The organism is Sulfitobacter sabulilitoris (assembly GCF_005887615.1).
GTDB classification, from domain to species: domain Bacteria; phylum Pseudomonadota; class Alphaproteobacteria; order Rhodobacterales; family Rhodobacteraceae; genus Sulfitobacter_E; species Sulfitobacter_E sabulilitoris.
The window spans coordinates 55,726-80,268 of sequence record NZ_VANS01000002.1; the positions used below are offsets into that span (position 1 = coordinate 55,726).

At 65.4% G+C, this 24,543-nt stretch carries 24 protein-coding genes; 14 read left to right on the plus strand and 10 right to left on the minus strand.

Annotated elements, in window-relative coordinates; translation table 11 throughout:
* Positions 1–3 precede the first annotated feature (3 nt).
* On the plus strand, positions 4–2,349 hold the full coding sequence (locus tag FDT80_RS08630) for an aldehyde dehydrogenase family protein (protein ID WP_138661885.1): 2,346 nt from the start codon (positions 4–6) through the stop codon (positions 2,347–2,349).
* Between the two features lie 132 nt (positions 2,350–2,481).
* Positions 2,482–3,141, plus strand: coding sequence for an NAD(P)H-binding protein (locus tag FDT80_RS08635; protein ID WP_138661886.1), 660 nt, complete (start codon positions 2,482–2,484; stop codon positions 3,139–3,141).
* Between the two features lie 36 nt (positions 3,142–3,177).
* On the opposite strand, the gene FDT80_RS08640 is transcribed toward FDT80_RS08635, so the two are convergent.
* From FDT80_RS08640 to FDT80_RS08670, 7 genes are all read right to left on the minus strand, one after another.
* Complete coding sequence (locus tag FDT80_RS08640) at positions 3,178–4,509, minus strand: M16 family metallopeptidase (RefSeq protein ID WP_138661887.1); 1,332 nt, start codon at positions 4,507–4,509, stop codon at positions 3,178–3,180.
* On the minus strand, positions 4,506–5,861 hold the full coding sequence (locus FDT80_RS08645; protein WP_138661888.1) for a M16 family metallopeptidase: 1,356 nt from the start codon (positions 5,859–5,861) through the stop codon (positions 4,506–4,508). The genes FDT80_RS08640 and FDT80_RS08645 overlap by 4 nt, the downstream gene beginning before the upstream one ends.
* Positions 5,862–6,005: 144 nt before the next feature.
* Positions 6,006–6,509 (minus strand): DUF3035 domain-containing protein, encoded by a 504-nt coding sequence (locus FDT80_RS08650; RefSeq protein WP_138661889.1) that lies wholly within the window; start codon positions 6,507–6,509, stop codon positions 6,006–6,008.
* A gap of 93 nt (positions 6,510–6,602) precedes the next feature.
* Complete coding sequence (gene lspA / locus FDT80_RS08655) at positions 6,603–7,103, minus strand: signal peptidase II (protein ID WP_138661890.1); 501 nt, start codon at positions 7,101–7,103, stop codon at positions 6,603–6,605.
* A 22-nt stretch (positions 7,104–7,125) separates the two neighbouring features.
* Positions 7,126–8,712 carry a bifunctional phosphoribosylaminoimidazolecarboxamide formyltransferase/IMP cyclohydrolase gene (gene purH, locus FDT80_RS08660; protein WP_138662552.1) on the minus strand — a complete coding sequence of 529 codons (1,587 nt, stop codon included), beginning with the start codon at positions 8,710–8,712 and terminating at the stop codon, positions 7,126–7,128.
* Between the two features lie 19 nt (positions 8,713–8,731).
* Positions 8,732–10,477 (minus strand): heparinase II/III family protein, encoded by a 1,746-nt coding sequence (locus tag FDT80_RS08665; RefSeq protein ID WP_138661891.1) that lies wholly within the window; start codon positions 10,475–10,477, stop codon positions 8,732–8,734.
* Between the two features lie 176 nt (positions 10,478–10,653).
* Positions 10,654–11,925: an RsmB/NOP family class I SAM-dependent RNA methyltransferase gene (locus tag FDT80_RS08670; RefSeq protein WP_138661892.1), complete on the minus strand. Its 1,272-nt coding sequence runs from the start codon at positions 11,923–11,925 to the stop codon at positions 10,654–10,656.
* Between the two features lie 214 nt (positions 11,926–12,139).
* On the opposite strand from FDT80_RS08670, the gene FDT80_RS19090 reads away from it, so the two are divergent.
* Positions 12,140–12,295: a DUF1674 domain-containing protein gene (locus tag FDT80_RS19090; protein WP_246039934.1), complete on the plus strand. Its 156-nt coding sequence runs from the start codon at positions 12,140–12,142 to the stop codon at positions 12,293–12,295.
* 96 nt (positions 12,296–12,391) lie between these two features.
* On the opposite strand, the gene FDT80_RS08680 is transcribed toward FDT80_RS19090, so the two are convergent.
* Both FDT80_RS08680 and dapB read right to left on the minus strand, forming a co-directional pair.
* Entirely contained in the window at positions 12,392–12,751 is a 360-nt protein-coding gene (locus tag FDT80_RS08680) for a dihydrodipicolinate reductase (RefSeq protein ID WP_138661894.1), read from the minus strand.
* Between the two features lie 111 nt (positions 12,752–12,862).
* Positions 12,863–13,684 (minus strand): 4-hydroxy-tetrahydrodipicolinate reductase, encoded by an 822-nt coding sequence (gene dapB / locus FDT80_RS08685; RefSeq protein WP_138661895.1) that lies wholly within the window; start codon positions 13,682–13,684, stop codon positions 12,863–12,865.
* A 91-nt stretch (positions 13,685–13,775) separates the two neighbouring features.
* Between dapB and rbfA the strand changes: the two genes are divergently transcribed.
* From rbfA to FDT80_RS08740, 11 genes are all read left to right on the plus strand, one after another.
* Positions 13,776–14,174 carry a 30S ribosome-binding factor RbfA gene (rbfA, locus tag FDT80_RS08690; RefSeq protein WP_138661896.1) on the plus strand — a complete coding sequence of 133 codons (399 nt, stop codon included), beginning with the start codon at positions 13,776–13,778 and terminating at the stop codon, positions 14,172–14,174.
* Complete coding sequence (locus tag FDT80_RS08695) at positions 14,171–14,914, plus strand: phosphodiester glycosidase family protein (RefSeq protein ID WP_138661897.1); 744 nt, start codon at positions 14,171–14,173, stop codon at positions 14,912–14,914. Before rbfA ends, FDT80_RS08695 begins: the two co-directional genes overlap by 4 nt.
* A gap of 118 nt (positions 14,915–15,032) precedes the next feature.
* Positions 15,033–15,941 carry a tRNA pseudouridine(55) synthase TruB gene (truB, locus tag FDT80_RS08700; protein ID WP_138661898.1) on the plus strand — a complete coding sequence of 303 codons (909 nt, stop codon included), beginning with the start codon at positions 15,033–15,035 and terminating at the stop codon, positions 15,939–15,941.
* A gap of 215 nt (positions 15,942–16,156) precedes the next feature.
* A complete protein-coding gene (locus FDT80_RS08705) occupies positions 16,157–16,678 on the plus strand; it encodes a DUF1643 domain-containing protein (RefSeq protein WP_138661899.1) in 522 nt (173 codons plus the stop codon).
* Positions 16,679–16,787: 109 nt separating this feature from the next.
* A complete protein-coding gene (locus FDT80_RS08710) occupies positions 16,788–17,747 on the plus strand; it encodes a calcium-binding protein (protein ID WP_138661900.1) in 960 nt (319 codons plus the stop codon).
* A gap of 198 nt (positions 17,748–17,945) precedes the next feature.
* Positions 17,946–18,215 (plus strand): 30S ribosomal protein S15, encoded by a 270-nt coding sequence (gene rpsO, locus FDT80_RS08715; RefSeq protein ID WP_138662553.1) that lies wholly within the window; start codon positions 17,946–17,948, stop codon positions 18,213–18,215.
* A gap of 144 nt (positions 18,216–18,359) precedes the next feature.
* Positions 18,360–19,124 carry a polysaccharide deacetylase family protein gene (locus FDT80_RS08720; protein WP_138661901.1) on the plus strand — a complete coding sequence of 255 codons (765 nt, stop codon included), beginning with the start codon at positions 18,360–18,362 and terminating at the stop codon, positions 19,122–19,124.
* A 63-nt stretch (positions 19,125–19,187) separates the two neighbouring features.
* Entirely contained in the window at positions 19,188–19,979 is a 792-nt protein-coding gene (locus tag FDT80_RS08725) for a GNAT family N-acetyltransferase (protein WP_170311829.1), read from the plus strand.
* A gap of 180 nt (positions 19,980–20,159) precedes the next feature.
* Positions 20,160–22,295 (plus strand): polyribonucleotide nucleotidyltransferase, encoded by a 2,136-nt coding sequence (gene pnp, locus FDT80_RS08730; protein ID WP_138661903.1) that lies wholly within the window; start codon positions 20,160–20,162, stop codon positions 22,293–22,295.
* 203 nt (positions 22,296–22,498) lie between these two features.
* Complete coding sequence (locus tag FDT80_RS08735; RefSeq protein WP_138661904.1) at positions 22,499–22,960, plus strand: Lrp/AsnC family transcriptional regulator; 462 nt, start codon at positions 22,499–22,501, stop codon at positions 22,958–22,960.
* A 38-nt stretch (positions 22,961–22,998) separates the two neighbouring features.
* Positions 22,999–23,715 (plus strand): glycosyltransferase family 25 protein, encoded by a 717-nt coding sequence (locus tag FDT80_RS08740; RefSeq protein WP_138661905.1) that lies wholly within the window; start codon positions 22,999–23,001, stop codon positions 23,713–23,715.
* Between the two features lie 45 nt (positions 23,716–23,760).
* Here FDT80_RS08740 and FDT80_RS08745 read toward each other — a convergent pair whose 3' ends face one another.
* Positions 23,761–24,414, minus strand: coding sequence for a peroxiredoxin (locus FDT80_RS08745; protein ID WP_138661906.1), 654 nt, complete (start codon positions 24,412–24,414; stop codon positions 23,761–23,763).
* Positions 24,415–24,543 lie beyond the last annotated feature (129 nt).

Below are 24,543 nucleotides of genomic sequence, written 5' to 3' on the forward strand. Positions count from 1 at the left end.
GCGATGAGCGTTTCCGAAATCTTTGAAACGATGGACTATGGCACGGCACCGGAATCGGCCGCAGACGCGCTGGCCTGGCTGGTGGATCAGGGCGACCGCTTTGGCCATTTCATCGACGGTGCCTTTACCGACGCGGGCGAAGGTTTCGACAGCCGCAACCCGGCCAACGGCGAAGTGCTGGCGACGTTGACCCAAGCCACCCAGGCGGATGTGGATGCGGCGGTCCGGGCGGCGCGCACCGCGCAGCCCAGGTGGGAAAAGCTCGGCGGGCATGGGCGGGCGCGCCATATCTATGCCATCGCGCGCCTGCTGCAGAAACACAGCCGTCTGTTCGCGGTGCTTGAAAGCCTCGACAACGGCAAACCGATCCGCGAAGCGCGCGATATCGACGTGCCGCTGGCGCAGCGGCATTTCTACTACCACGCGGGCATGGCGCAACTGATGGAGGCCGAACTGCCCGACGCCGCACCGCTGGGGGTCTGCGGCCAGATCATCCCGTGGAACTTTCCGCTGCTGATGCTGGCGTGGAAAATCGCACCCGCGCTGGCGATGGGCAATACCGTGGTGCTGAAGCCGGCGGAATACACGTCGCTGACCGCGATGCTCTTTGCCGATATCTGCCGTCAGGCGGGGCTGCCCAAGGGTGTCGTGAACATCGTCACCGGCGACGGTGCGGTAGGTGAAATGATCGTGGATCACGATGACATCGACAAGATCGCCTTTACCGGGTCGACCGCCGTCGGCCGCCGCATCCGCGAGGCGACCGCCGGGTCCGGCAAGGCGCTGACGCTGGAGCTGGGCGGGAAATCCCCCTACATCGTCTTTGACGACGCCGATCTGGACAGCGCGGTCGAAGGGCTGGTGGACGCGATCTGGTTCAACCAGGGGCAGGTCTGCTGCGCGGGGTCGCGGCTGCTTGTGCACGAGCCGGTGGCCGATCTGTTCTATGCCAAGCTGCGCGCGCGGATGGACAAGCTGCGCATCGGCGATCCGCTGGACAAGAGCATCGACGTCGGCGCCATCGTGGACCCGGTGCAATTGCGCGCGATCACCGACATGGTGGCCGCCAACGATGCCGGCGACGTGCATGTGGCGGCGGGTGAGTTGCCCGCCAACGGCAACTACTATCCCCCCACCCTGATCACCGGCCTGAACCCCGCCGACACGCTGATGCAGGAAGAAATCTTTGGCCCGGTGCTGGTCTCCACCACCTTCCGCACACCCGAAGAGGCCGTGATGCTGGCCAACAACACGCGCTACGGGCTGGCCGCGACGGTCTGGAGCGAGAACGTCAACCTCGCGCTTGATATCGCGCCCAAGCTGGCCGCCGGGATCGTCTGGATCAACGGGACCAACATGATGGATGCGGCCGCGGGGTTTGGCGGGGTGCGCGAAAGCGGCTTTGGCCGCGAGGGCGGCTGGGAAGGGCTGGCCAGCTATACCAGACCCAAGGGCCGTGTGAAAAAGCTTAAGGAGATTGAACCCTTCACCGGGGAGGGCGCGCCAGTCGATCCGATCGACCGCACCGCCAAGCTTTATATCGGGGGCAAGCAGGCACGCCCCGACAGCGGTTATTCCGCGCCCGTCTGGGGCAAGTCCGGCGCGCTGCTGGGGCATGCATCGCTGGCCAACCGCAAGGATCTGCGCAACGCGGTCGAAGCGGCACATGCGGCCAAGGCATGGTCACGGACGAATGGCCACCAGCGCGCGCAGATCCTGTATTTCATCGCTGAAAACCTGTCGGCCCGCGCCGATGAATTCGCCCGGCGGCTGGATGCGCTGCAAGGCGGTAAGACCGGCATGGCCGAGGTCGATGCCTCGATCCGCCGGCTGTTCACCTATGCCGCATGGGCCGACAAATACGACGGGCAGGTCCATGGCGTACCGATTCGCGGTGTAGCGCTGGCCATGAAGGAGCCGGTGGGCGTGATCGGCGCGATCTGTCCCGCCGAAGCGCCGCTGCTTGGGCTGATCTCGTGCCTGGCGCCCGCGATCGCGATGGGCAATCGCGTGATCCTGTCGGCCTCCGAACCATTCCCGCTGGCCGCCACGGATTTTGCGCAGGTGCTGGAGACGTCGGACGTGCCGGGCGGCGTGGTCAACATCCTGACCGGCGCGCAGGCCGATCTGGCCGAGCCCCTGGCGCGGCACATGGATGTCGATGCGGTCTGGTCCTTCGGGCCCGCGGCACTGTCCGCGGTCATCGAGAAGGGTTCGGCGGGCAATCTCAAACGCACCTGGGTCAACAATGGCCGGGCGCGCGACTGGATGGGAGCCGAAGGCGAAGGCCGCGCGTTTCTTCAGGCGGCGACCGAGATCAAGAACATCTGGGTGCCCTACGGCGAATAACGCCGCCAGCGCGCGCCGGATCAGCCGGCGCGCATCTTCTTCGGGCTGTCCGGCGCGGCCGCGCGCACTAGGTTCGGGTCATGGCCTGGCCACCGGCCACAGTCACAGCGACCCCACTCAGGAGAACGAACAATGCCCCGTATCTTTATCATTGGCGCCACGGGTGGCGTCGGTCATCGCCTTTACCCCCTGCTGACCGCAGCGGGCCACGACGTGTCGGGTCTGCACCGCAGCGAAAAACAGGCCAAGGATTTGCGCGCGGCAGGCGTCACGCCGGTGCAGGGCGATATCATCGAGATGTCGCAGGAGGATTTCGCCGCGGCGATGGCAGGCGCCGACGCGGTGGTGTTTTCCGCGGGCGCCGGCGGCGGGGACTGGGACAAGACCGAAGCGATCGACGGCAAGGGCGCCGAAAAGGCAATTGCGGCGGCACAGGCGCAGGGCATCGAGCGCTTTTACCTGGTGTCGGTCATTCCCGACGCAGGTCGCGACCGCGATCTGGACGACGGATTCGAGCAATACATGTCGATCAAGAAGCGGGTGGACACAGCGCTGGCCGCAAGCGACCTGAAGTGGATCATCCTGCGCCCCGGCACCCTGACCGACGACGATGGCGATGGCCGGGTGAACGTCGGCCCGGTGATCCCCTATGGCGACGTGGCGCGCGGCAATGTGGCCGCGACCCTTGCGGCACTGATCGACACGCCCGACCTGATGCGCGAGATCGTCGAGGTCACCGACGGCGACACCCCGGTGCGCGACGCCGTGGCCGCGCTGACGCGCGACCGCTGATTGCGGGGCGCGGGGCGCCGACCCCGCGCCGCCCGGTCAGTTCGCGACGGTCGTCTCCAACCCTTCGGGCCGCCCCACCACGACGAAATGCAGGTTTTCGGGCTCCAGCAGTTCGCGCGCCACGCGGTTGACGTCATCCGGCGTGACCGCTTCCACCTTGTCGTTGCGGGTGGCGATGTAATCGGTGGGCAGGCCCAGCATCTGCATCCCGACCATGATGTTGGCGATGGGGCCGTTGCCATCGAACCGCAGCGGGTAGGCGCCCGTCAGATAGGTCTTGGCGTCGCGCACCTCGTCTTCGGTCACGCCGACGGTCGCGGCCTTGGTCCATTCCTCGCGGATCACCGCAATGGCCTCTGCGATGCGGTCGTTGGCGGAACTGACGGACCCCATGTAGGTCTCGGCCAGATCCTTGGGCACGAGGTAGGAGTAGACGCCGTAGGTCAGACCCCGCTTTTCGCGGACCTCCGTCATCAGCCGCGATTCGAACGACCCGCCGCCGACGATCTGGTTGAGGATCGTCGCGGCAAAGAAATCGGGGTCGTCCTGCGCCATGCCGCGTTGCGCGAACAGGGCGACGGATTGCGGCGTGTTGAAATCGACGACCGTTACCCCGCCGGGGATCGACACTTCGGCGCGGGGCGGCATCGGCGCGCCCTCGGTCGGCAGATCGCCCAACAGATCGTCCAGAAGCGTGCTCAGCTCATCGGGCGTGATATCGCCCACCGCGCCAATGTAGATTCGGTCGCGGGCCAGCACGGCCTTGTGCGCCGCGATCAGATCGTCACGCGACAGCGCAGCCACGCTGTCCTCGGTGCCGTTCAGTGACGTGGCATACGGATGATCGCCGAATATGATCCGGTCCATCGTCCGCCCGGCGATATCGTTCGGATCCTTGGCATCCGAGCGAATATTGGCAAGGACCTGCCCGCGCACCCGTTCGATCGCATCCGGGTCGAACCGCGGGTCCTGCAACGCGGCCCGCAGCAGCGCGACAGAGGCGGCGCGGTTCTCGGTCAGGAACCGGGCCGAGATCGACAGCGCATCGTCGCTGACGTCAAAGCCGAACGAGGTGGCAAGCGCTTCGGTTTCGCGCGCAAAGGTGCGAGCGTCCATGTCGCCTGCGCCCTCCTCCAGCAACCCGGTCATCAGGTTGATCGCCCCGCGCTTGCCCGGTGCGTCCAGCGACGCGCCACCGCGAAACCGGATCTCGAGCGCCGCGAAGGGGATCGAATGTTCCTCCACCAGCCACGCGGTCAGGCCGCCGGGGGTGGTGATCTCCTGGATCTCGACCTCGGCGCGGGCGGGCAGCGCGGCGGCCAGCGCAAGGCCGGCGGCCGCCGCGACAGTCAGGATGAAATGCTTCATTGGGTCACCTCTTCTTGGCGCATCAGCCACCCGGTGACCGACGCCTTGCGGTCAAGAACATCGCGGGCGGCCTGCATGATATCGTCTTTGGTCACGGCGTCCAGGATGGCGGGCCAGTCCTGCACGTCCTGCACCGTAAGCCCGGTGGTCAGCGCCTGCCCATAGCGTTGGGCGATGCGGTCCACGTCGTCGCGGGCGTAGATTTCACCGGCGCGGATCTGCAGCTTGATCCGCTCCAGCTGCGCGTCATCGACGCCCTCGGCCAGGAACCGCGCCAAAGCGGCATCCATCGCGTCCTCCGCCTCTTGCAGGGACACGCCGGGTTGCGGCACGACCACCAGATTGAACGTCGTGTCGTCCAGCGACGTCCCCCGGTAGAACGCTCCGGAATAGGTCGCGATCTGGCTGTCGAATTGCAGCGCTTCGGTCAGGTACGACGTCGTCCCGCCACCCAGTATTTCCGCCAGGATCGTCAAGGCTGCCGCTGCCTGCTGTGCGCCGGGGTCGCGTTCGGGGGCCAGGTAGGACCGCGCGACATAGGGCTGCGCCACCCGCGCATCGCGAAATATCACCCGGCGTTCGGCGTTTTGCGGCGGCTCGGTCGTGCGAGTGCGTTCGGGCAGGTCCGGATTGGCGGGAATCGCGCCATAGTGCCTTTCCGCCAGGCGGCGCACCTCGTCCGGCGACACGTCGCCCGACACGACGAGGATGGCGTTGTTGGGCGCGTAATACGTCTCGTAAAAGCTCAGCGCGTCGTCCATGTCGAGCGTCTGCATCTCGTGCATCCAGCCGATGATCGGCACGCCGTAACGGTGGTTCAGGTACTGCGCCGCGTTCTGCTGTTCGGAAAACAGCGCGCGCGGGTTGTTCTCGGTGCGCTGGTTGCGCTCCTCGATGATCACGTCGCGCTCTGTCTCGATGTTTTCGGGCGTCAGGCGGATGTTGCGCATCCGGTCGGCTTCCATCGTCATCATCAGTTCCAGCCGGTCGGCCGCGATGCGTTGATAGTAGGCGGTGTAATCGTAGCTGGTAAAGGCATTGTCCTGCCCGCCATTGGCCGCGACCACGGCCGACAGTTCGCCCGCCTCCAGCGTGTCGGTGGCCTTGAACAACAGGTGCTCGAGGAAATGGGCGACACCGGATGACCCCTTGGGCTCGTCCGCCGATCCGATGCGATACCACACCATGTGCTGGACGACGGGCGCGCGGTGGTCTTCGACCACGACGACGTCCATCCCGTTTTCAAGCGTGAAGGTGGTGACCGCGTCGGTCAGTGCGCTGGTGTCGGCGGCGGCGGCGGCGCTGGTCAGGGCCAAGCCGCAGAGTGCGCCAAGTGCGGGCAATCGGATCATCGGGCATCCTTTGGGTCAGAGGCGAAGGGATCGGTTCGGCAATACGGCGGGTCAGACATAGGGCAGAACCTACGCCAGTGCGCGCCGCGATCAAGCGGACCTGTCGAAATCGTGAGGTCGCCCTGAAGCGATCGCGGGCCGGGATCAGTCCGCCGGCGGATAACTGGGCGTATCGGCGCCGCGCGCGCGCCACTGGTCGGCCACGAAATCCGGGTCCAGCGCCTGGCGTTTGTATGCCTGGTTGTAGCGGTCGACGTTGACGATTCGGAATTGCGTGAACCGGGCCTTGCGGCGGCGAAAATCGGCGTCGGACTCGGCCAGGGTCTGGCGAATGCCCGGCGTCACGCCCAGACGGCTGGCGTGCTGCACCAACGCGCCGTCGCTCGCGGGGATCGGGCCACTGGCGGCGGCCGGGTTGCCGCCGACGGCAACGATACCTTCCTGCAGCGGATAGCGGTCGGTCCTGTTGGCCTGTCCGGGTGTGGGCGTCGGCAGGGTCGCGTAATCCTGCGGCTGCTCGAGCGCGCCCACCGGGGCCACGATGAATTCATCTGGTCCGCCCGAGTTGTTGCGCAAATCCCGCAGGCCCTGGTTGGCACAGCCGCCGACAACAAGAGGTATCAGGATCAAAGCCGCGATCAGGCGCATGGGGTCGTCTCCTTCGGGTCTGTCTTTCAATACGCGAGGCAGGCAGTCAATGTCACGGGCCTTTTTTGCGCGGGGTCGGGGCGCGGCGCCGGATCAGCGGCCCTTTTTGCGGGCGGGTTTGGCGCGGGGTGACTTGGGCTCGCCGGTCAGCATCACCATGCCCAGCGCGCCGCCGAAGATGAACACATCCGCGACGTTGAACACGAACGGATTGTTCACGCCACAGCATGACATGTTCAGAAAATCGAGCACGTAGCCATAGATCAACCGGTCCGCCACGTTGGCCAAAGCGCCGCCGACAAGCAGACCCGCGCAGATCTGTGCCAGCGGGCGCATCGGCGTCCGCCACACCCAGACAAGCACCGCGGTACAGATCACGATGGCCATCGCGATCAGAAAGACCCGGCCCGCGTCGTCGCCGTTGGACAGCAGACCGAAATTCATGCCCCGGTTTTCGCCATAGCGAAAGGTCAGCAGCGGTGGGAACACGTCAAAGCTGCGGATGCGGGAGAGATCCATCATGTGGATCACCGCATACTTGGTGATCTGGTCGATCACGAAGGCGGCCAGCGCGGCCCAGAACACCCTTTTCATCCAGCGATGCCTCCCGTTGCCGTCAGTGCCGGAAATGGCGCATACCGGTGAACACCATCGCCAGCCCCGCCTCGTCCGCCGCCGCGATCACCTCGTCGTCGCGCATCGAGCCGCCCGGCTGGATCAGCGCGGTTGCCCCGGCCTCCGCCGCGGTGATCAATCCGTCCGCAAAAGGAAAAAACGCATCCGAAGCCACGACCGATCCGTGGGTCAGCGGCGCGGGAAGGCCCATCGCCTCGGCCATGTCCTGCGCCTTGCGGGCGGCGATGCGGGTGCTGTCCACGCGGCTCATCTGGCCGGCGCCCACGCCCACGGTCGCGCCATCCTTGACGTAGATGATCGCGTTGGACTTGACGTGCTTGGCCACGGTCCAGGCGAACAGCATGTCGCTCATCTCCTGGTCGGTCGGCTGGCGCCTGGTCACGACCCGCGGGTCGGTGCGGGCGACCCGGCCCACATCGCGGTCCTGCACCAGATACCCGCCCGACACCTGCCGAACGGCCAGCGCCGCCACGGTCGGATCGGCCAGCCCATCGGTGGTCAGCAGGCGCAGGTTCTTTTTCCTGGCGAACAACGCGCGGGCATCGTCATCGGCACCCGGCGCGATCACGACCTCGGTGAAAATCTGGCCGATCTCTTCCGCCGTGGCGCCATCCAGCGGCTGGTTGAGCGCGATGATCCCCCCAAAGGCCGAGGTGCGGTCGCAATCGAAGGCGCGGGCATAGGCCTGCGCCAAGGTATCGCCGCGCGCCACGCCGCAGGGGTTGGCGTGCTTGATGATGGCGCAGGCGGGGCCTTGGGCCGGGTCGAATTCGCTGACCAGTTCAAACGCGGCATCGGTGTCGTTGATGTTGTTGTAGCTCAGCTCCTTGCCCTGGTGCTGCCGCGCGGTGGCCACGCCGGGGCGGTCCGATCCGTCGGTGTAGAACGCCGCCTGCTGGTGCGGGTTCTCGCCATAGCGCAGGGTCTGCGCCAGGGTGCCGCCGAAGGTGCGGCGACGGGGGGGGCCGCCGACCTGCGCCGCCATCCAGGTGCTCACGGCGGTGTCATAGGCGGCGGTGCGGGCATAGGCCGTCTGCGCCAGCCGCTGCCGCAGGGCATAGGTGGTCTGGCCGTCGTGCGCCTCGAGCTCTTGCAGAAACGGCGCGTAATCCTCGACGTCCACGATCACGTTGACGAACCCGTGGTTCTTGGCTGCCGAGCGGATCATCGCGGGACCGCCGATGTCGATGTTCTCGATCGCTTCCGCGTAGTCGGCGCCGCGGGCGACCGTGTCCTCGAAGGGATAGAGGTTCACGACCACCAGATCGATGGCGCCGATGCCGTGGGTGTCCATCGCGGCGACATGGTCGTCGTTGTCGCGCAGGGCCAGCAGGCCGCCGTGGACCGCCGGGTGCAGGGTCTTGACGCGGCCGTCCATCATCTCGGGAAAGCCGGTCACATCGGCCACGTCGCGCACGGCCAGTCCCGCGTCGCGCAGCGCGCGGGCCGTGCCGCCGGTGCTGAGCAATTCGACATCGCGCGCGGCCAGCGCACGGCCCAGATCGACGAGGCCGGTCTTGTCGGATACGGAAAGCAGCGCGCGGCGCACGGGATAAAGCTGGGTCATCTGGATGTCGTCCTCAGGGTCAGTCGAGCGGTTCAGGCTCATCGCGGGTCAGGTCCCGCACGCCAATCGCAGTTTCCTGCGCCTTGGACAAGGACCAGCGGATGCGGGTCGCATATGTCATGGCCCGGCCCGAAAGTACAATCTGCTTTGCGCTGCGCGGTTTCAGACGGCCCTTTTCAAGATAGACCGAAGGGTCGAGGGCCAGCCGGTGACTGCCGTCGTGGCGAAACACCCAGATCTCACCGCTTTTGAGCGCCATGGAGATCGCGGCCCCGCCCAGATCGACGGTGGCGTCCACCTCGGGATGCAGGTGAAAGCGGATGTCATAGGCGATCCCGCCAAGTTTCTTGGCGTCGAGCGCGCGATCGAAGCGGCGCTTGTCGGCGTCCTGGATGGCCAGCAGCATGTCTTCGCCCGCCAACGCCCGTCCATCAAAGGTCAGTTCCAGCGTCCGGGCATGGGTCAGGCCGTGCGTGCCCAGAAAGCCGTCATGCCCGCCCTGAAAGCGCAGGGCATCGCTGGCGTGGCTGATTTCGACCGGAACATGCGTGGGCGCATCGACCAGCGCCTCGCGGGCGGTGGCGCGGTCGGCGTCGCCCAGCCGCGCGCTGGAATACCCATCGAGCGACAGGGTGCTGTGCGACGGCGTGGCGCGGCCCGCCCGGCGCCATTCGGGGCCAAAGGAGGCGCCCGAGCCGCAGTTCACGATCAACGGGCGACGACCGGAGGTCAGTTCGAAGGCGAGCGTCGAGGCATGCGCGTTGTAGGACGCGCGCCCACCGGGCGGCGGGGCGGCATCGATGATCACGCTGGTGCGGCCCGCGGACAGGCGGGCATAGCCCATCGACAGTCCTTCGGGTTGACGCGATTTGACGCGCGCGGCGGCCAGCGCATGGTCGAGCCAGCCTTCGGTGCCGCGCCCGCCGCCGTGAAACCGCGCCAGCGCGCCGTCCGAATGGCGCAGGGTGCGCAGCGTGGGCGCGATCCGCTCGATCGCCGACATATGATCGGCGGGGGTGGTCCGGCCCGCATCGCTGAGCGCGGCGGCGGCCCATGTCAGCAGGGTGAAGACATCGAGCAATTCCTCGGGGTTGCGGGTGGGCAGCCCCCCCTGCGCATCGATCTGGTTGCGGCATTCGCGGGCCAGCGCACGCACCGCCGGGTCGGCCAGGTGCTCCATCCCCTTGAGGGACAAACCCGCGTAGACCAGCCCGGTCAGCGCCTCGAACCGGGGCAGGCCCGGCGCGGTGCCCTGCCAACGGCGCGACAGGAACCACGTCTGCTGCACCAGACAGCGGTAAAAGGCATCGCTGCTGGGGGTGTCGTTGCCGCGCAGCAAGAAGAGCGCATGATTGATCCAGCGAATGAGCCGCCTGCCGGTCAGATCCGGGCTCCAGCCCGACCCCTTGCCCCGGCCATACCTGTCGATCCAGCCCCAAAGCCATTTCTGGGCGGTGGCGCGGGCGCGCAGGTCGCCAACCGCCGCGAGGTCGTCGAGCCAGGCAAAGCCGTGAAGCTCGTCGTCATAGGCGCGGTTGGGCGGGTTGAGATCCCACAAGGACGCGTGGGTTTCCTCGATCAGGTAGCCGGCGAAGAGGTAATTGCCCGCGATGAGCTGGCGGCCGCGGGCGAAGCTGCCGATTGTGCGCGGCTCGGGCGAGGAGACAAAGCCGCTGGGCGCGACGCGGCGACGCGACGCGCGAACGGCATACCAGCGGTTGACGAGGTGCGCCCTGCGGGCGGCAAAACTGCGGGTGTCGGACATGTGAAACGCTCTGCCTTCGGGACGCTCTTTGGCGCTTGGTCGGAGCATAGCGGGCAGGGCGGCGCGAGTCACCGTTTTATCCGCGCCTTATCCCATGCCGCGCGCCCGTCCCTGCTGTCGGAGCCTCCGGCGGAGCTGTTTTTGGCCGAAAGAAACCAGGCGGGCGCGCTTTTGGATCAGGCGGATTTGCGCAGGCAGGCGATATAGAACCCGTCCATGCCGCCACGGTCGGCCCAATGGTCAGGGCGCAGGCGCAACCCGCCTTCGGTTGTGCGCCATGCGGATTCGATGCCGCGACGGTCCAGTGCGCCTGTATCGGCGGTCATATCGGGATGGCGCGCGAGGGCGTCATCCACCTGCACTTCGCCTTCGTCGGGCAGGAGCGAGCAGGTGCAAAACACCAGCCGGCCGCCGGGTTTGACCAGCGTCCAGGCGTGGTCGATCAACTCCGCCTGCAGGTCGATGAGCGCGCCGAATTCGGATCCGTCCTTGGCATGGGGCAGGTCGGGATGGCGGCGGATCGTGCCGGTGGCCGAGCACGGCGCATCGAGCAGAACAGCGTCGTAGCTGCCTGTTTCGGCGCGGGCGTCACCAATGTGCAGCGTCGCGGTGAGCCCGGTGCGCGCCAGGTTGTCCCGGACCCGCGCCATGCGGCCCGGCGCGTCATCGACCGCCGTCACGACCGCCCCGGCGGCGGCCAGTTGCATCGTCTTGCCGCCGGGCGCCGCGCAGAGGTCGAGCACGGTTTCTCCCGGCTGGGGATCCAGAATTGTCACCGGCAAGGCGGCGGCGGCGTCCTGGACCCACCAGTCGCCCGCATCAAAACCCGGCATGGCGGTCACCTGGCCCGCGTCCGTGACCCGCACCGACCCCGTCGGCAACAGCGTGCCCCCTGTGGCAGCAGCGACGGCGGCGGGATCGGATTTCGCCGTCAGGTCCAATGGCGCGCCTGCGAAATGCGCCGCCTCCATTCCCGTCATGGCCTCGGCGCCCCAGGCTTGCACCAAGGGACCGCGCAGCCATTTGGGCAGGCGTGGAACACGCAACTGGCCCCATGCCTCGGGGCCGTCGGCGGCGATCTTGCGCAGCACCGCGTTTACCAGCCCCTTGAGGTGACCGAGTGACTTATGGCGCGACACCAATTGCACCATCGCGTTGACCACGCCGTGCGCCGCCCCCCCCTGGCACAGTTCGACGGTGCCCACGCGCAGCACGTTCCTGACCGTCAGGGGCGGGTATTTGCTGAGGTGCTTTTGCAGCAGCCGGTCCGCGCGCTCCATCCCGCGCAGGGTATCCAGCGCCAGACGGTTGGCGCGGGCGCGGTCCTCGGGTGCCAGGTTGTCCAGGGCGCCGGCGCTGAGCAATTCGGACATCAGCTTGCCTTCGCCCAGGACCTGATCGAGCAGGTAGACGGCGCTGCGGCGGGCTTGGACACCAGTGTCTGACATGGAATGGATCGCTCCTTGGGGTTGGCGGGTTGTCTGGGGCAAAGGCCGGCGTATATCAAGACCATTAGACAAAGGACACCGTGCAATGCCAGACCCCAAGCCCAATCCGGCCCCGCAGCCCGACCTGCCCGAACCGTCGCAGCCTGAGCCCAAGCCGATCCCGGACACGCCCGGCGGCCCCAAGCCCGCGCCACAACCCGGCCCGAAGCCTGACTTGCCGCCCGCCGCGCAGCGCGCCCTGGCGGAGGCGGAGGCGCGCCGGATCGAGGCCGCCGACCTTGGGTTGCCTGCCGAGTTGGGGGGGCGTGACGGACCCGAGCCGGTGCGGTTCGGAGATTGGGAGCGCAAGGGCATCGCGGTCGATTTCTGATGCCGGGACCAGGTTGCGCCGTCCGGACATAAAGGATGCGCGCAGCGGGGGGAGCTGCGCGCATCAAGGTCGGGTCCGAAAGACCCTTTGGGGGCGTTATTTCAGACGGAATTCCGCCGAATCGCCCGCACCCTTGTCAGAGGTGAAGCGGATTTTGCCATCCGTCGCCTGCACCTCCTGACAGTTGTATCCCATCGCGTCGCCGCCCCAATACAGATCGCGGCAGAAATATCCGGCCTGCCAGGTCCACTGGCCTGTGACGGACCATGCCGCGCCTGTCCCGGAAATTCGCCCGTCAGGCAAGACTTCGAGGCTGACGAAGGGGCGGGTCAGGGTTTTTCCATTCACCAGGGATACAAACTCCGACTGGTCCTGCACCTTGGCGAATTCAGCCCAGGCGGAGGAGGCCGCGAAACCTGCGGCGACGATGATACCGATGGATGTGAAGCGCGTCATGTCATGCTCCTTTCCGGAAACTATAAAGACACTACGCGCCAGATCGGACTTTGGTTCACATCGGGCATGTCCATTTCCGACAGGATCGGCGGTTTTTCGCTGCAAATCACCTCAGGCGAGGTCCTTGAGCCCCAGGACATCGAGCATATCGTATTCGCCGGGCCGCCTGCCCTGCCCCCAGAGCGCGGCCTTGATCGCGCCACGGCCAAAGACGGCACGGTCGGATGCGACGTGGCGCAGGACGATGCGTTCGCCCGCGGCCGCGAACATCACGTCGTGTTCGCCCACGATGTCGCCGCCGCGAATGGCGGAAAACCCGATATGGCCACGGGTTCGCGCACCTGTCATGCCGTCGCGGCCGCTGTCGCGGACATCGGCCAGCGCCACGCCCCGGCCATCCGCGGCGGCCTCGCCCAACATCAGCGCGGTACCCGAGGGCGCGTCGACCTTTTGATTGTGGTGCGCCTCGATGACTTCGATGTCGTAATCTTCGTCGAGGGCGGCCGCGACCCGTCGGGTCAGAAGCACCAGCAGGTTGACGCCGAGGCTCATGTTGCCGGCGCGCACGATCACGGCATGGCGGGCCGCGGGTTCCAGCATGGCGATCTGATCGTCGGTCATGCCGGTCGTGCCGATGACATGCACCGCGCGCGCCTGCGCGGCCAGCGCCGCGAATTCCAGCGTCGCTGCCGGCGCGGTGAAATCAATCACCGCCTGGCACTTGGCGATCGCCTCGAGCGGGTCGTCGGTGACGGTCACGCCAGTCGGGGCGCCGCCCATCGCCTCGCCCACGTCCCGGCCGATCCAGTCGTGGCCCGCGCGTTCGACCGCGCCGACCAAATGTGCCTGATCCGACCGCGCCAGCAGTTCGATCAGCATGCGGCCCATCCGGCCGGATGCGCCCGTGATCACGATACCCGGTGTCTGTGTCATGCGGCGGCCCCTGTTGGCGATGAGTGTCGGCCCTTGCTTAGCGTGGCGCGGGCCGCTTGGCAAAGGGCTGGCGAGGGCTTAGATGGACTATATGACAAAGAACCGATTCAAAGAGGGCGGCGGCCCGTCGCAACGGCAACTGCGCGTGGGCGAACTGATCCGGCGGACCCTGGCCGAGGTGCTGGCGCGCGGCGACGTGCACGACCCCGAGTTGAACCGCATGTCGATCACCGTCGGGGAGGTCCGCACCTCGCCCGATCTGCGGGTGGCCACGGCCTATGTCCTGCCTTTGGGCGGCGAAGGGCGCGACGAAGTCGTAGGCCTTCTGGCGCGCAACAAGGGCGAACTGCGGCATGCGGTATCCAAGAAGCTGGCGCTGAAATTCGCACCTGACCTTCGGTTCCAGCTTGATGAAACCTTTGACCGGATGGACGAGACCCGCCGCATGTTGCAGCAGGACGCCGTCCGCCGGGATACAGAGGGCGAATGATCCGCGGGGTCGTCGCCATCGCGGCGCTGATGTGTGCGGTGGCCGGTGCGGCGCGGGCGGTGGAGTGCCGCGACATCGATCATGCCGGGCTGAGCTATACCGCGTGCGAGGTCGACGCGGCGCAAGAGACGCTGTCGCTGTTTCTATACGATGGGGACGGAGTGCCCTATGGGCAGTTCGGCAACGTCGACCGGGCGCTGGAGAGGACGGGCCGGATGCTGTCCTTTGCCATGAATGCCGGCATGTACCACGACAACCGCGCCCCCGTAGGGCATTACATCGAGGACGGCGAGGAGATCCGTGGCGTCGTCACCAGCGCCGGGCCGGGCAACTTCGGCCTGCTGCCGAATGGCGTGTTCTGCCTGCGCGCCGGGCGGGCGGATGTGATCGAGACGGGCGCATACATGGCCCGGTCGCCGCGCTGCGAGGACGCGACGCAATCGGGGCCGATGCTGGTGATCGACGGCGCGCTGCACCCGCGCTTTTTGCCCGACAGCACCTCGCGCTATGTGCGCAACGGCGTCGGCACCAGCTCGGACGGGGCGCGCGCGGTTTTCGTGATCTCGAACCAGCCGGTGACGTTTCACGAATTCGGGCGTCTGTTCCGGGACGTGCTTGAGCTGCCCAACGCGCTTTATTTCGACGGCAATATCTCGCGTCTGTATGCGCCCGGCATCGGGCGGAATGACCTGGGGTTTTGGCTTGGGCCCATCGTGGGTGTCGTCGAAAGCGCGGAGTAAGAGATTTTCTGCCTCCGGCGGGGATATTTTTAAACAAGAGAAGCGGGAAGATTGGGGTTTGCACGGCGGCAAGGCCGGTCTATGCAGCCCGCTGATTTTCCGGAGGGAGGCCAAGACGATGGGACGCGCGCGCAAGGGGCGGGATATTTCGGGATGGCTGGTGGTGGACAAGCCCGCGGGGCCCACATCGACCACCGTGGTCAACAAGGTACGCTGGGCGCTGGAGGCGAGGAAGGCGGGCCACGCGGGCACGCTTGACCCCGATGCGACAGGCGTTCTGGCCATTGCCCTGGGCGAGGCGACCAAGACGGTGCCGTATATCACAGATGCGCTCAAGGCCTACGCCTTTACCGTGCGGTTGGGGCAGGCAACCAACACCGACGACGCGGAGGGAGAGGTGATCGCCACCAGCGACCTGCGCCCCGACGACGAAGCGATCAAGGCGGCGCTGGGGGCTTTCGTGGGTGACATCGAGCAGGTGCCGCCGCAGTTCTCGGCCGTCAAGATCGATGGGCAGCGCGCGTACAAGCTGGCGCGGGACGGCGAAGCGGTGGAGATCGCGGCGCGCCCGCTCTGGGTCGAGGAGTTGGTGATGACCGACCGGCCCGATGCCGATCACGTCACGCTGGAGATGACCTGTGGCAAGGGTGGCTACGTGCGATCCATCGCGCGCGATCTGGGCGCGGCGCTGGGGTGTTTTGGCCATGTGCGCGAATTGCGGCGCATCTGGTCTGGGCCGTTCGAGGCCGAAGGCGCGCTGACGCTCGAGCAGATCGAGGCGATGGCGCGGACACCGGAGCTGGATTCGCATCTTTTGCCGCTGGAGCAGGGCCTGCAGGATTTGCCGGAGGTCCGGGCCACGCCGGAGGGCGCGGCACGCCTGCGCAACGGCAATCCGGGCATGGTGCTGGCACACGACATCGAGTACGGCGAGGAATGCTGGGCCAGTTTCGACGGGCGGGCCGTGGCCGTGGGCCGTTACAAGGCAGGCGAATTGCATCCGTCGCGCGTGTTCAACACCGGCTGATTGCGGCAAGCCTGCATCGGCGTGACCGCCTGACCGCGCGGGTGTCATCGCGTCGCGGCCGGTTGCGTCATCGAAGAGTTCGAAACACGCGCCGCGCCGTGCCTGTCGGAGACCCGTTTCACCCTGTCGGCGGCCGGTGCGCAGGCCGCAGCCGGCTTTGACGCCTGGCCGGTGGGGCATTGCGGCGGGGCATCCGGGCTGGCACAAGGCGACCCATGATCACACGGAGCCATACCAAGGGCGACGCGCCCTCTACCGCCGTCTATTCGCCATGCGAGCGCTATCGGTACAGCCTGACACGGGTTTGGGACGACGCCGGCCCGCGCGTGATGTTCGTGATGCTCAACCCGTCGACCGCGACCGAAGTCCAGAACGACCCGACGGTCGAGCGATGCGAGCGCCGCGCGCGCGCGCTGGGGTTCGGCGGCTTTCAGGTCACCAACATCTTTGCTTGGCGCGATACCGACCCGAGGAACATGCGTGCGGCCGCCGATCCGGTGGGGCCGGGGAATGACGCGGCCATCCTTTCCGGGGCGCAGTGGGCCGACCGGATCATCGCCGCCTGGGGCACGCATGGGGCGCATCTGGAGCGCGGCCGCGATGTCGCGCTGCTTCTGGCGCGGAGCGGTCGCCCGCTGTTTCATCTTGGCCTGTCGAAGGCCGGACACCCCAAGCACCCCCTGTACCTGCCCTACACGCAGCAGCCGCAGCCCTGGAACGGCGCAGCGGCGCATTAACCGCACATTAACCATCCCGAACGATTGGCTTTGCTTTTTCGATCCTTTCGCGCCTTTGTAGATGCCGGGCGCGTGCGTGTGACACGGCCTGTCACAGGATGGATCGCAGATGCTTTGGCTGGCTGGACTGATGGGTATCATGGCTGTTGGATCGGTCGCCTTTGTCGATCTTGAAGGCGACGAAGACGAAGAGGCATCCGCCGAAGATCAGGCGGCCGGCAGCATGATCCAGTCGCTGGGCGATATTCTGACCGGGGGGTCAGGCGACGATGTGCTGAACGGTGCATCGGGTAACGACCAGATTGGCGGCTACGGCGGAGACGACCTGATTTCAGGCGGCGCAGGCAACGACGATCTGCATGGCGCGGAGGGCAACGACAGCCTGTCGGGCGATGCGGGTGACGACACGCTGCACGGCGACAGCGGCGCAGATGTTCTGTACGGCGATTCGGGCGACGATGCGTTTTTCGGACACAACGGTGACGACCTGCTGTTTGGCGGCGACGACGACGACGAATTGCAGGGATCGGCGGGCAATGATTCGCTTCGGGGCGGCAATGGCGACGATGCGCTTCTCGGCGGTCTGGACGACGACGATCTGGCGGGCGGGTTCGGTGCGGACACCCTGTTCGGCGGCTGGGGCGACGACACGCTGAGCGGGGTGGAGGACGACCCCGTCATAGCCGGTCTGCGCGATCAGGACGACGGTGATTTCCTGAATGGCGGCGGCGGCGACGATGTGATTGTGACAGGCGCGCAAGACATCGTGACAGCCGGCGACGGGGCGGACAGCATTGTGCTGGGCGACTGGATCGCCGGGGGAGGCGCGGCACAGATCATGGACTATGACGCTGACGACGACAGCCTGATCATGGTCTGGGACGACGCCAGCGGCGCCAACGCCCCCGAGGTGACGCTGCAAGCGGATGCCGACAATCCCGCGACGATGCACATCTTGCTGAACGGGGCCACATTGGCCAGCGTCAGCAATGCGGCTGACCTGACCGCGGCGGATATCACGCTGATTTCACTGGGCGATGCGATGCTGACCGGGTTTGCGCCGCTCTGAGCGGGCATGGCCGGTGCAACGTGCGCCGGGGTTCGGGTGGCGCGCCTCGGCAATGACCGTTTGCCTTTCCCGTCAAATCCTCCTATACGCCCGCATCGCCGACGGATTCCGGTTGGTTGGCGATACCTCCATGGGCCTGCGCTGGACGACATCCCGGCCTGCGCCATTCCTTGTACCCTTATTGAAAAGGAGACCCCGATGTCGATTACTGCCGAAGAAAAAGCCCGCGTGATGAAAGAATTCGGCGCGAAAGAAGGCGACACAGGTTCGCCCGAAGTTCAGGTTGCGATCCTGTCCTCGCGCATTGCCACGCTGACCGAGCATTTCAAGACCCACAAGAAAGACAACCACGGTCGCCGTGGCCTGTTGAAGATGGTCGCGACGCGCCGGAAGCTTCTGGACTACGTCAAAGGCAAGGATCAGGCCCGCTATCAGGACCTGATCAAGCGCCTCGGCCTGCGTCGCTAAGGGACACCGACCACCGAAAGACAGCGAACCGCGCCTTGGCAACAAGGCGCGGTTCGTTTTATCTCCGGGTTCGCTACCCGGTGGGTTTTCGGGTATACTTTCGCTGTCGAGTGGGTGTCGAAAACCAGAAGGCTGCTGAGTGAAATGGCCGATTGGTCCGATCTTGAACGAGAACTGATGCTCTGGCGAGAGGCCGGTGAAACGCCCACGCTATGGTGGCGCGATGATGACACCCATGCGCCCACAGGGCCGCTTGACCGGCTGCTTGCCACGTCCGAGCGGTACGCCATCCCTATTCATTTGGCCGTCATACCGGCCGATATCGCGCCGGACCTTGCCGACCGGCTGGCCGGGGCGCAGGGCGTGTATGTCATGCAACACGGCTTCGCCCATATCAACCACGAACCCAAGGGGGCCGGCGCGTCCGAGATCGGCGACCACCGACGGATGGATCTGCAATTGAGCGATCTGCGCGAGGGCGCGCGCCGATTGGCCGACGCGGCCCTGCCAAACACGCTGCCAGCGCTCGCACCGCCGTGGAACCGGGTCTCCGACGCGACCCTGCCGCATCTGGCGGGCCTCGATTTCCGGTTGCTGTCGCAGTTCGATGCGCGCCGCACCGCGCAGCCCGCCCGGGGGCTGATGCAGGTCAATTGCCATATCGATCCCATTCATTGGAAGCAGGGCGCACGGTATCGCGGGCTGGAGCCGACACTCGACTCGGTCGTCACGCACCTTGCCGATCGCCGTACCGGACGCGCGGACCGCGCCGAGCCGACCGGGCTTTTGACCCACCACCTGCAAAGCGACGCAGGGACATGGGCCTTTGTCGATGCGCTCTTGGATCGCCTGTCCCGTCACGACCACGTGCGTTGGGTCAGCCTGTCGTCGCTGCTTGATCCATTGTAACATGAACTCATGGTAACAGTCGCCCACGCCCCCCCGGATGACCGCGAAGAGGTCGCACGCTTCATGCAAGCTGTATTCCCAAAGGCGAAATGGGGGTTCGAGACCTGGCAGGCGCTGCTGGACGGGCGCTGGGGCGAGCCGCAAGACAGCTATGCGATCACCGTCCGCGATGACGGAAGATTGGTCGGGGTTCTGGGGCTGGTCCCCGCCAACCGCATGACCAGCGATGGCTGGGCCAAGACAATCGACATGTCATCGTGGTACTTGCTCAGGGACTATCGCATGCAGGGCATCGGGCACCGAATGCTGGACCTGGCGACCGCCGATCCGGCCATCGCGGTCACCAATTACTCAAGCGCCCCGGCCGCCGTACCGGTCCTTGAAAAGGCCGGCTTTCGGGTCTTGGACGACACGCGGCGTATCTGGCGGCCGCGCGCGGATGCCGCCCCGCTGAAACTGCTGTCCGATCCGGCGGCACTGACCGACAAGGACCGCCGGGTCCTTGCGGATCACACCGGACTGAACCTGATCAGCTTTGCGGTGGACACGCCCGACGACCCCTGCCTTCTGGTGATCTCGGTCAAGCGAAAGCACGATGACTATGTCACCTACGAGGTAATGTACCTTGGCAACCGCCCCGCCTTTGCCGCGCATGCCCGTCGCATCGCCGACACCGTATTGCCCGCGCGCGAGGCGGTGCTGTCGGTGGATCAGCGATTTGTGCCGGCAGACATCGACAGCGATGCCAGCGCGCAATTCAAGGTGCCCCGGCACTATGCGCCGGGCGTCATCGCGCCACATGAGATCGACAATCTTTATTCCGAACTCGTGCTGCTCGACCTGAAAATGTTCTAGCGCCGGGCGCTTCGGCGGCTGCGACGCTGCCGTCCCTTCCCATCACCGTCATTCTCATGTATGCCCCGGCAATCTGAAAGCCGGCGCCCGGACTCCAGCGCCTGACAAAGAAGATACCGGAGTCAGGGGGAATACGCCCCCTATGCAAAGGGCCCCGAGGGGCCAACACAGGAAACGTAGATGTTTAACGTAACGACGAAATCGATGCAGTGGGGCGAAGAGACGCTTACACTGGAAACCGGCAAGGTTGCCCGTCAGGCAGACGGGTCGGTCATTGCCACATTGGGCGAAACCTCGGTCATGGCGAACGTGACCTTTGCCCGTCAGCAAAAACCCGGTCAGGATTTTTTCCCGCTGACCGTGCACTACAACGAGAAATATTATGCCGCCGGTAAAATTCCGGGCGGTTTCTTCAAGCGCGAGGCGCGCCCGACGGAGAAAGAGACGCTGACAAGCCGTCTTATCGACCGTCCGATCCGCCCGCTGTTCGTTCCGGGCTTCAAGAACGAAGTGCTGGTGATGTGTACCGTGCTGAGCCACGACCTGGTCAACGACCCGGACATGGTCGCGATGATCGCGGCCTCTGCCGCGCTGACCCTTTCGGGCGCGCCCTTCATGGGGCCGATCGCGGGCTGCCGCGTCGGTTTCGAGGATGGCGAATACATCCTGAACCCCACCGTGGACGATATGCAGGACCTGCGCCTGAACCCCGATCAGCGGCTTGATCTGGTTGTCGCCGGCACCAAGGACGCCGTGATGATGGTCGAATCCGAAGCCTACGAGCTGACGGAAGCGGAAATGCTGGGTGCGGTCAAATTCGCCCATGAAAGCATTCAGCCGGTGATCGACCTTATCATCGACCTGGCCGAAGACGCGGCGAAAGAGCCGTTCGATTTCCAGCCGGTCGATTATTCCGATCTCTATGCGGACGTCAAAAAGGCCGGTGAAGCCGAAATGCGCGCCGCCTTTGCGATTGCCGACAAGCAGGAGCGCACCGCCGCTGTTGCCGCCGCGCGCGAAACCGTCAAGGCCGCGCTTAGCGAAGAGCAGCTTGCCGATGCGAACCTCGGCTCGGCGATGAAAAAGCTCGAAGCGTCCATCCTGCGCGGTGACGTTGTGAAAACCGGCACGCGGATCGACGGTCGCAAGACCGACGAGATCCGCCCCATCGTATCCGAGACAGGCATCCTGCCCCGGACGCACGGGTCGGCGCTGTTTACCCGCGGTGAAACGCAAGGTCTGGTCGTGACCACGCTGGGCACGGGCGACGACGAGCAGTTCATCGATGCGCTGCACGGCAACTTCAAATCCAACTTCCTGCTGCATTACAACTTCCCCCCCTATTCGGTCGGCGAAGTCGGGCGCGTGGGCCCTCCGGGTCGCCGCGAGATCGGTCACGGCAAGCTGGCGTGGCGCGCGTTGCAGGCGGTTCTGCCGGCAAGCACCGATTTCCCCTACACCATCCGCGTCGTATCCGAGATCACCGAATCCAACGGCTCGTCGTCGATGGCATCGGTCTGCGGTGGCTCGTTGTCGATGATGGACGCGGGTGTGCCGCTGAAATCCGCGGTGGCCGGTGTGGCGATGGGTCTGATCCTCGAAGAGGACGGCTCCTATGCGATCCTCAGCGACATCCTGGGTGACGAAGACCACCTGGGCGACATGGATTTCAAGGTGGCCGGCACCGAAGCCGGGATCACATCCCTGCAGATGGACATCAAGATCGCAGGCATCACGCCCGAGATCATGGAAAAGGCGCTTGAGCAGGCGAAAGCCGGTCGTATCCATATCCTCGGCGAGATGAACAAGGCGCTGTCCGGCGCGGCCGATTTCTCGGTCCATGCTCCGCGCATCGAAACGATGCAGATCCCGACCGACAAGATCCGGGAAGTCATCGGATCGGGCGGCAAGGTGATCCGCGAGATCGTCGAAGTGTCCGGCGCCAAGGTCGATATCAACGACGAGGGCATCATCAAGATCGCATCGCCCAACGGCGAAGCCATCAAAAAGGCCTACGACATGATCCATTCGATCGTGGCCGAGCCCGAGGAAGGTGCCGTCTATACCGGCACTGTCGTGAAGATCGTCGATTTCGGTGCCTTCGTGAACTTCTTTGGCAAGCGCGACGGCCTGGTGCACGTCAGCCAGATCGAAAACCGTCGCCTGAACCATCCGTCGGATGTTCTGAAGGAAGGCCAGGAAGTGAAAGTGAAGCTTCTGGGCTTTGACGATCGCGGCAAGGTGCGCCTGTCGATGAAAGTCGTCGATCAGGAAACCGGTGAAGAGATCAAGAAAGAGGAAACGGCGGACGAATAATCCGCCCAAATCGGGCTTTGTCCCGCTTTTTGATCGCAAAGACACGCAAAGCCCCGGTGGAAACGCCGGGGCTTTGTAGTTCCGGACCGATCGCTTCGCCCAGGTTTGGCGTGGCGCGATTTGTGACAGGACGAAAAAAATCCGTGTAAAATTTTTGTGATCGCGATAAACCCGGCGCAGTCCCCTTCCAGTGCAGCTTTGTAATGATTGAACTCTCCGAACCAGACCGCAACCTTTTGCGCGAAATCCAGCGTGACAGCAGCCAGTCGCTTGCCCAGCTTTGCGAACGGTGCGGCATGGCGCAAAGCACCGTTTGGCGCAAGTTGCAGGAATTCGAGACCAAGGGCGTGATCCTGTCGCGGGTGGCGCTGCTCGATCCGGGCAAGGTTGGCTGCAAGCTTCTCGTGCTGGCCTCGATCACGCTGACCGACCATACAGAGACGACGGTCAAGGGGTTTGCCGGACTGATCGAAGGACACCAGGAAATCCTGGAATGTCTTTCGACCTCCGGTGTGTCGGACTACCAGTTGAAGATCCGGATGCCCGACGTGGAGGCCTACGAGCACTTCATGACCCATACGCTGCTGCGCAGCCCCTTCGTGCGCGAGGTTCATTCGAGCTTTGTGCTCAAGCAGCTCAAGACCACGACCGAATTGCCCATCTGAGCGATGGCACATGGGGCGACGGGGCGTTAAAAGGCCGGATGCACTCCCTGATCATTCATATGAGCACCAGCACACAGCGCCGACCCAATGCGGACCGGCTGCTTGAGGATTTGCCGAACGCCCGTTTGATCGAAGCCGTCGATGGCCGCGATCCGGCGCAGGTGTCTGACGTCACGGTTCTGCCCGGAACGCTGCATCGTCCGCATTATCCCTTTGCCCTGCGGCCAGCCGAGATCGGCGTTTTCCAAAGCCACAGACGCTGCTGGCAGCGGATCATCGACGAAGGCTGGGATCATGCGGTGATCGTGGAGGATGACCTGCGGATCGATCCGGCGCGGTTTGCATCTGCGCTGAAGCTTCTGGCCCCGCATATGCGCCCCGGCATGTACGTGCGCCTTCCGATCAAGCCGCGCGAAACATCTGGCGAAGTCGTGGCCCAATCAGGCGACATGCGGCTCATCGTGCCGCGCGTCATCGGGCTGCAGTGCGTGTGCCAGGTGGTTGGCCGCGACGCCGCGAAACGGCTGCTCGCCGGATCGGAGCGGATCGACCGGCCGGTGGATACATGGCTTCAGATGCATTGGATTACCGGCCAGCCAGTGCATACGCTTTTGCCCAATGGAAACGCAGAAATCGCGGGCGAGATCGGCGGATCGACGATCCAGACAAAGACCCCCGTCACAGGCAAGCTGGCGCGCGAATGGAAGCGGGCGATCTACCGTGCCCGGCTCTGGGCGCATCCGCAAAAGGGATAGGCCGCGGCGGGACAAGGCCCGCCGCGGCCCGGTCGCAGGTCGGTGTCAGGTCGGTGCCTTGGTGGTGCGCAGATAGGGCAGGATCGTCTTGAACTCGCCGAATTTTGCCTTGGCGTCCTCGTCCGATACGGTGGCGGGAATGATCACGTCCTGACCGGTCTGCCAGTCGGCCGGCGTCGCCACACCCTTGCCGGTGGACATCTGCAACGCATCCAACGCGCGCAGCACTTCGGCAAAGTTGCGGCCCACCGTCATCGGGTAGGTCATCGACAGCTTGAGCTGCTTATCGGGCCCGATGATGAACACGGACCGAACCGTGGCGCTGTCGGCGGGGGTGCGCCCATCGGGCAGGTAGGCTTCGGCGGGCAGCATGTCGAAGGCCTTGGACACTTCGAGCCCATCGTCCGCAATGATCGGAAAGCCCGGCTTGGCGCCGCCGGCCTTTTCGATGTCGCCCTTCCATTTCTTGTGATCCTCGACCCCATCGACACTGACGCCGATCACCTTCGTGCCGCGCTTTTCCCATTCGTCGGCCAACCGCGCGACCGCGCCGAATTCGGTGGTGCACACCGGGGTGAAATCCTTGGGGTGTGAAAACAGGATCGCCCAGCTATCGCCGATCCAGTCGTGAAATTTGATCGTGCCCTGATCGGTCTCGGCCGTGAAATTCGGGACGGTGTCGTTGATACGCAAACCCATGGTATCCTCCTGTTCGGTGATGAATTCTGTTTGTGCCACTATACCTAATTATTGCTGCTTTGTCTTTCATCCCCTCTCGCGGGGGATAGATCGGCACGGGCAGACCGAATTCACACCGCAATGCCGGGA

Bases quoted from the DNA above. Each gene is read 5' to 3' on its own strand.
- FDT80_RS08630 (WP_138661885.1), top strand. From the start codon at position 4: ATGAGCGTTTCCGAAATCTTTGAAACGATGGACTATGGCACGGCACCG.
- FDT80_RS08635 (WP_138661886.1), top strand. From the start codon at position 2,482: ATGCCCCGTATCTTTATCATTGGCGCCACGGGTGGCGTCGGTCATCGC.
- FDT80_RS08640 (WP_138661887.1), bottom strand. From the start codon at position 4,509: ATGAAGCATTTCATCCTGACTGTCGCGGCGGCCGCCGGCCTTGCGCTG.
- FDT80_RS08645 (WP_138661888.1), bottom strand. From the start codon at position 5,861: ATGATCCGATTGCCCGCACTTGGCGCACTCTGCGGCTTGGCCCTGACC.
- FDT80_RS08650 (WP_138661889.1), bottom strand. From the start codon at position 6,509: ATGCGCCTGATCGCGGCTTTGATCCTGATACCTCTTGTTGTCGGCGGC.
- lspA (WP_138661890.1), bottom strand. From the start codon at position 7,103: ATGAAAAGGGTGTTCTGGGCCGCGCTGGCCGCCTTCGTGATCGACCAG.
- purH (WP_138662552.1), bottom strand. From the start codon at position 8,712: ATGACCCAGCTTTATCCCGTGCGCCGCGCGCTGCTTTCCGTATCCGAC.
- FDT80_RS08665 (WP_138661891.1), bottom strand. From the start codon at position 10,477: ATGTCCGACACCCGCAGTTTTGCCGCCCGCAGGGCGCACCTCGTCAAC.
- FDT80_RS08670 (WP_138661892.1), bottom strand. From the start codon at position 11,925: ATGTCAGACACTGGTGTCCAAGCCCGCCGCAGCGCCGTCTACCTGCTC.
- FDT80_RS08680 (WP_138661894.1), bottom strand. From the start codon at position 12,751: ATGACGCGCTTCACATCCATCGGTATCATCGTCGCCGCAGGTTTCGCG.
- dapB (WP_138661895.1), bottom strand. From the start codon at position 13,684: ATGACACAGACACCGGGTATCGTGATCACGGGCGCATCCGGCCGGATG.
- rbfA (WP_138661896.1), top strand. From the start codon at position 13,776: ATGACAAAGAACCGATTCAAAGAGGGCGGCGGCCCGTCGCAACGGCAA.
- FDT80_RS08695 (WP_138661897.1), top strand. From the start codon at position 14,171: ATGATCCGCGGGGTCGTCGCCATCGCGGCGCTGATGTGTGCGGTGGCC.
- truB (WP_138661898.1), top strand. From the start codon at position 15,033: ATGGGACGCGCGCGCAAGGGGCGGGATATTTCGGGATGGCTGGTGGTG.
- FDT80_RS08705 (WP_138661899.1), top strand. From the start codon at position 16,157: ATGATCACACGGAGCCATACCAAGGGCGACGCGCCCTCTACCGCCGTC.
- FDT80_RS08710 (WP_138661900.1), top strand. From the start codon at position 16,788: ATGCTTTGGCTGGCTGGACTGATGGGTATCATGGCTGTTGGATCGGTC.
- rpsO (WP_138662553.1), top strand. From the start codon at position 17,946: ATGTCGATTACTGCCGAAGAAAAAGCCCGCGTGATGAAAGAATTCGGC.
- FDT80_RS08720 (WP_138661901.1), top strand. From the start codon at position 18,360: ATGGCCGATTGGTCCGATCTTGAACGAGAACTGATGCTCTGGCGAGAG.
- FDT80_RS08725 (WP_170311829.1), top strand. From the start codon at position 19,188: ATGCAAGCTGTATTCCCAAAGGCGAAATGGGGGTTCGAGACCTGGCAG.
- pnp (WP_138661903.1), top strand. From the start codon at position 20,160: ATGTTTAACGTAACGACGAAATCGATGCAGTGGGGCGAAGAGACGCTT.
- FDT80_RS08735 (WP_138661904.1), top strand. From the start codon at position 22,499: ATGATTGAACTCTCCGAACCAGACCGCAACCTTTTGCGCGAAATCCAG.
- FDT80_RS08740 (WP_138661905.1), top strand. From the start codon at position 22,999: ATGCACTCCCTGATCATTCATATGAGCACCAGCACACAGCGCCGACCC.
- FDT80_RS08745 (WP_138661906.1), bottom strand. From the start codon at position 24,414: ATGGGTTTGCGTATCAACGACACCGTCCCGAATTTCACGGCCGAGACC.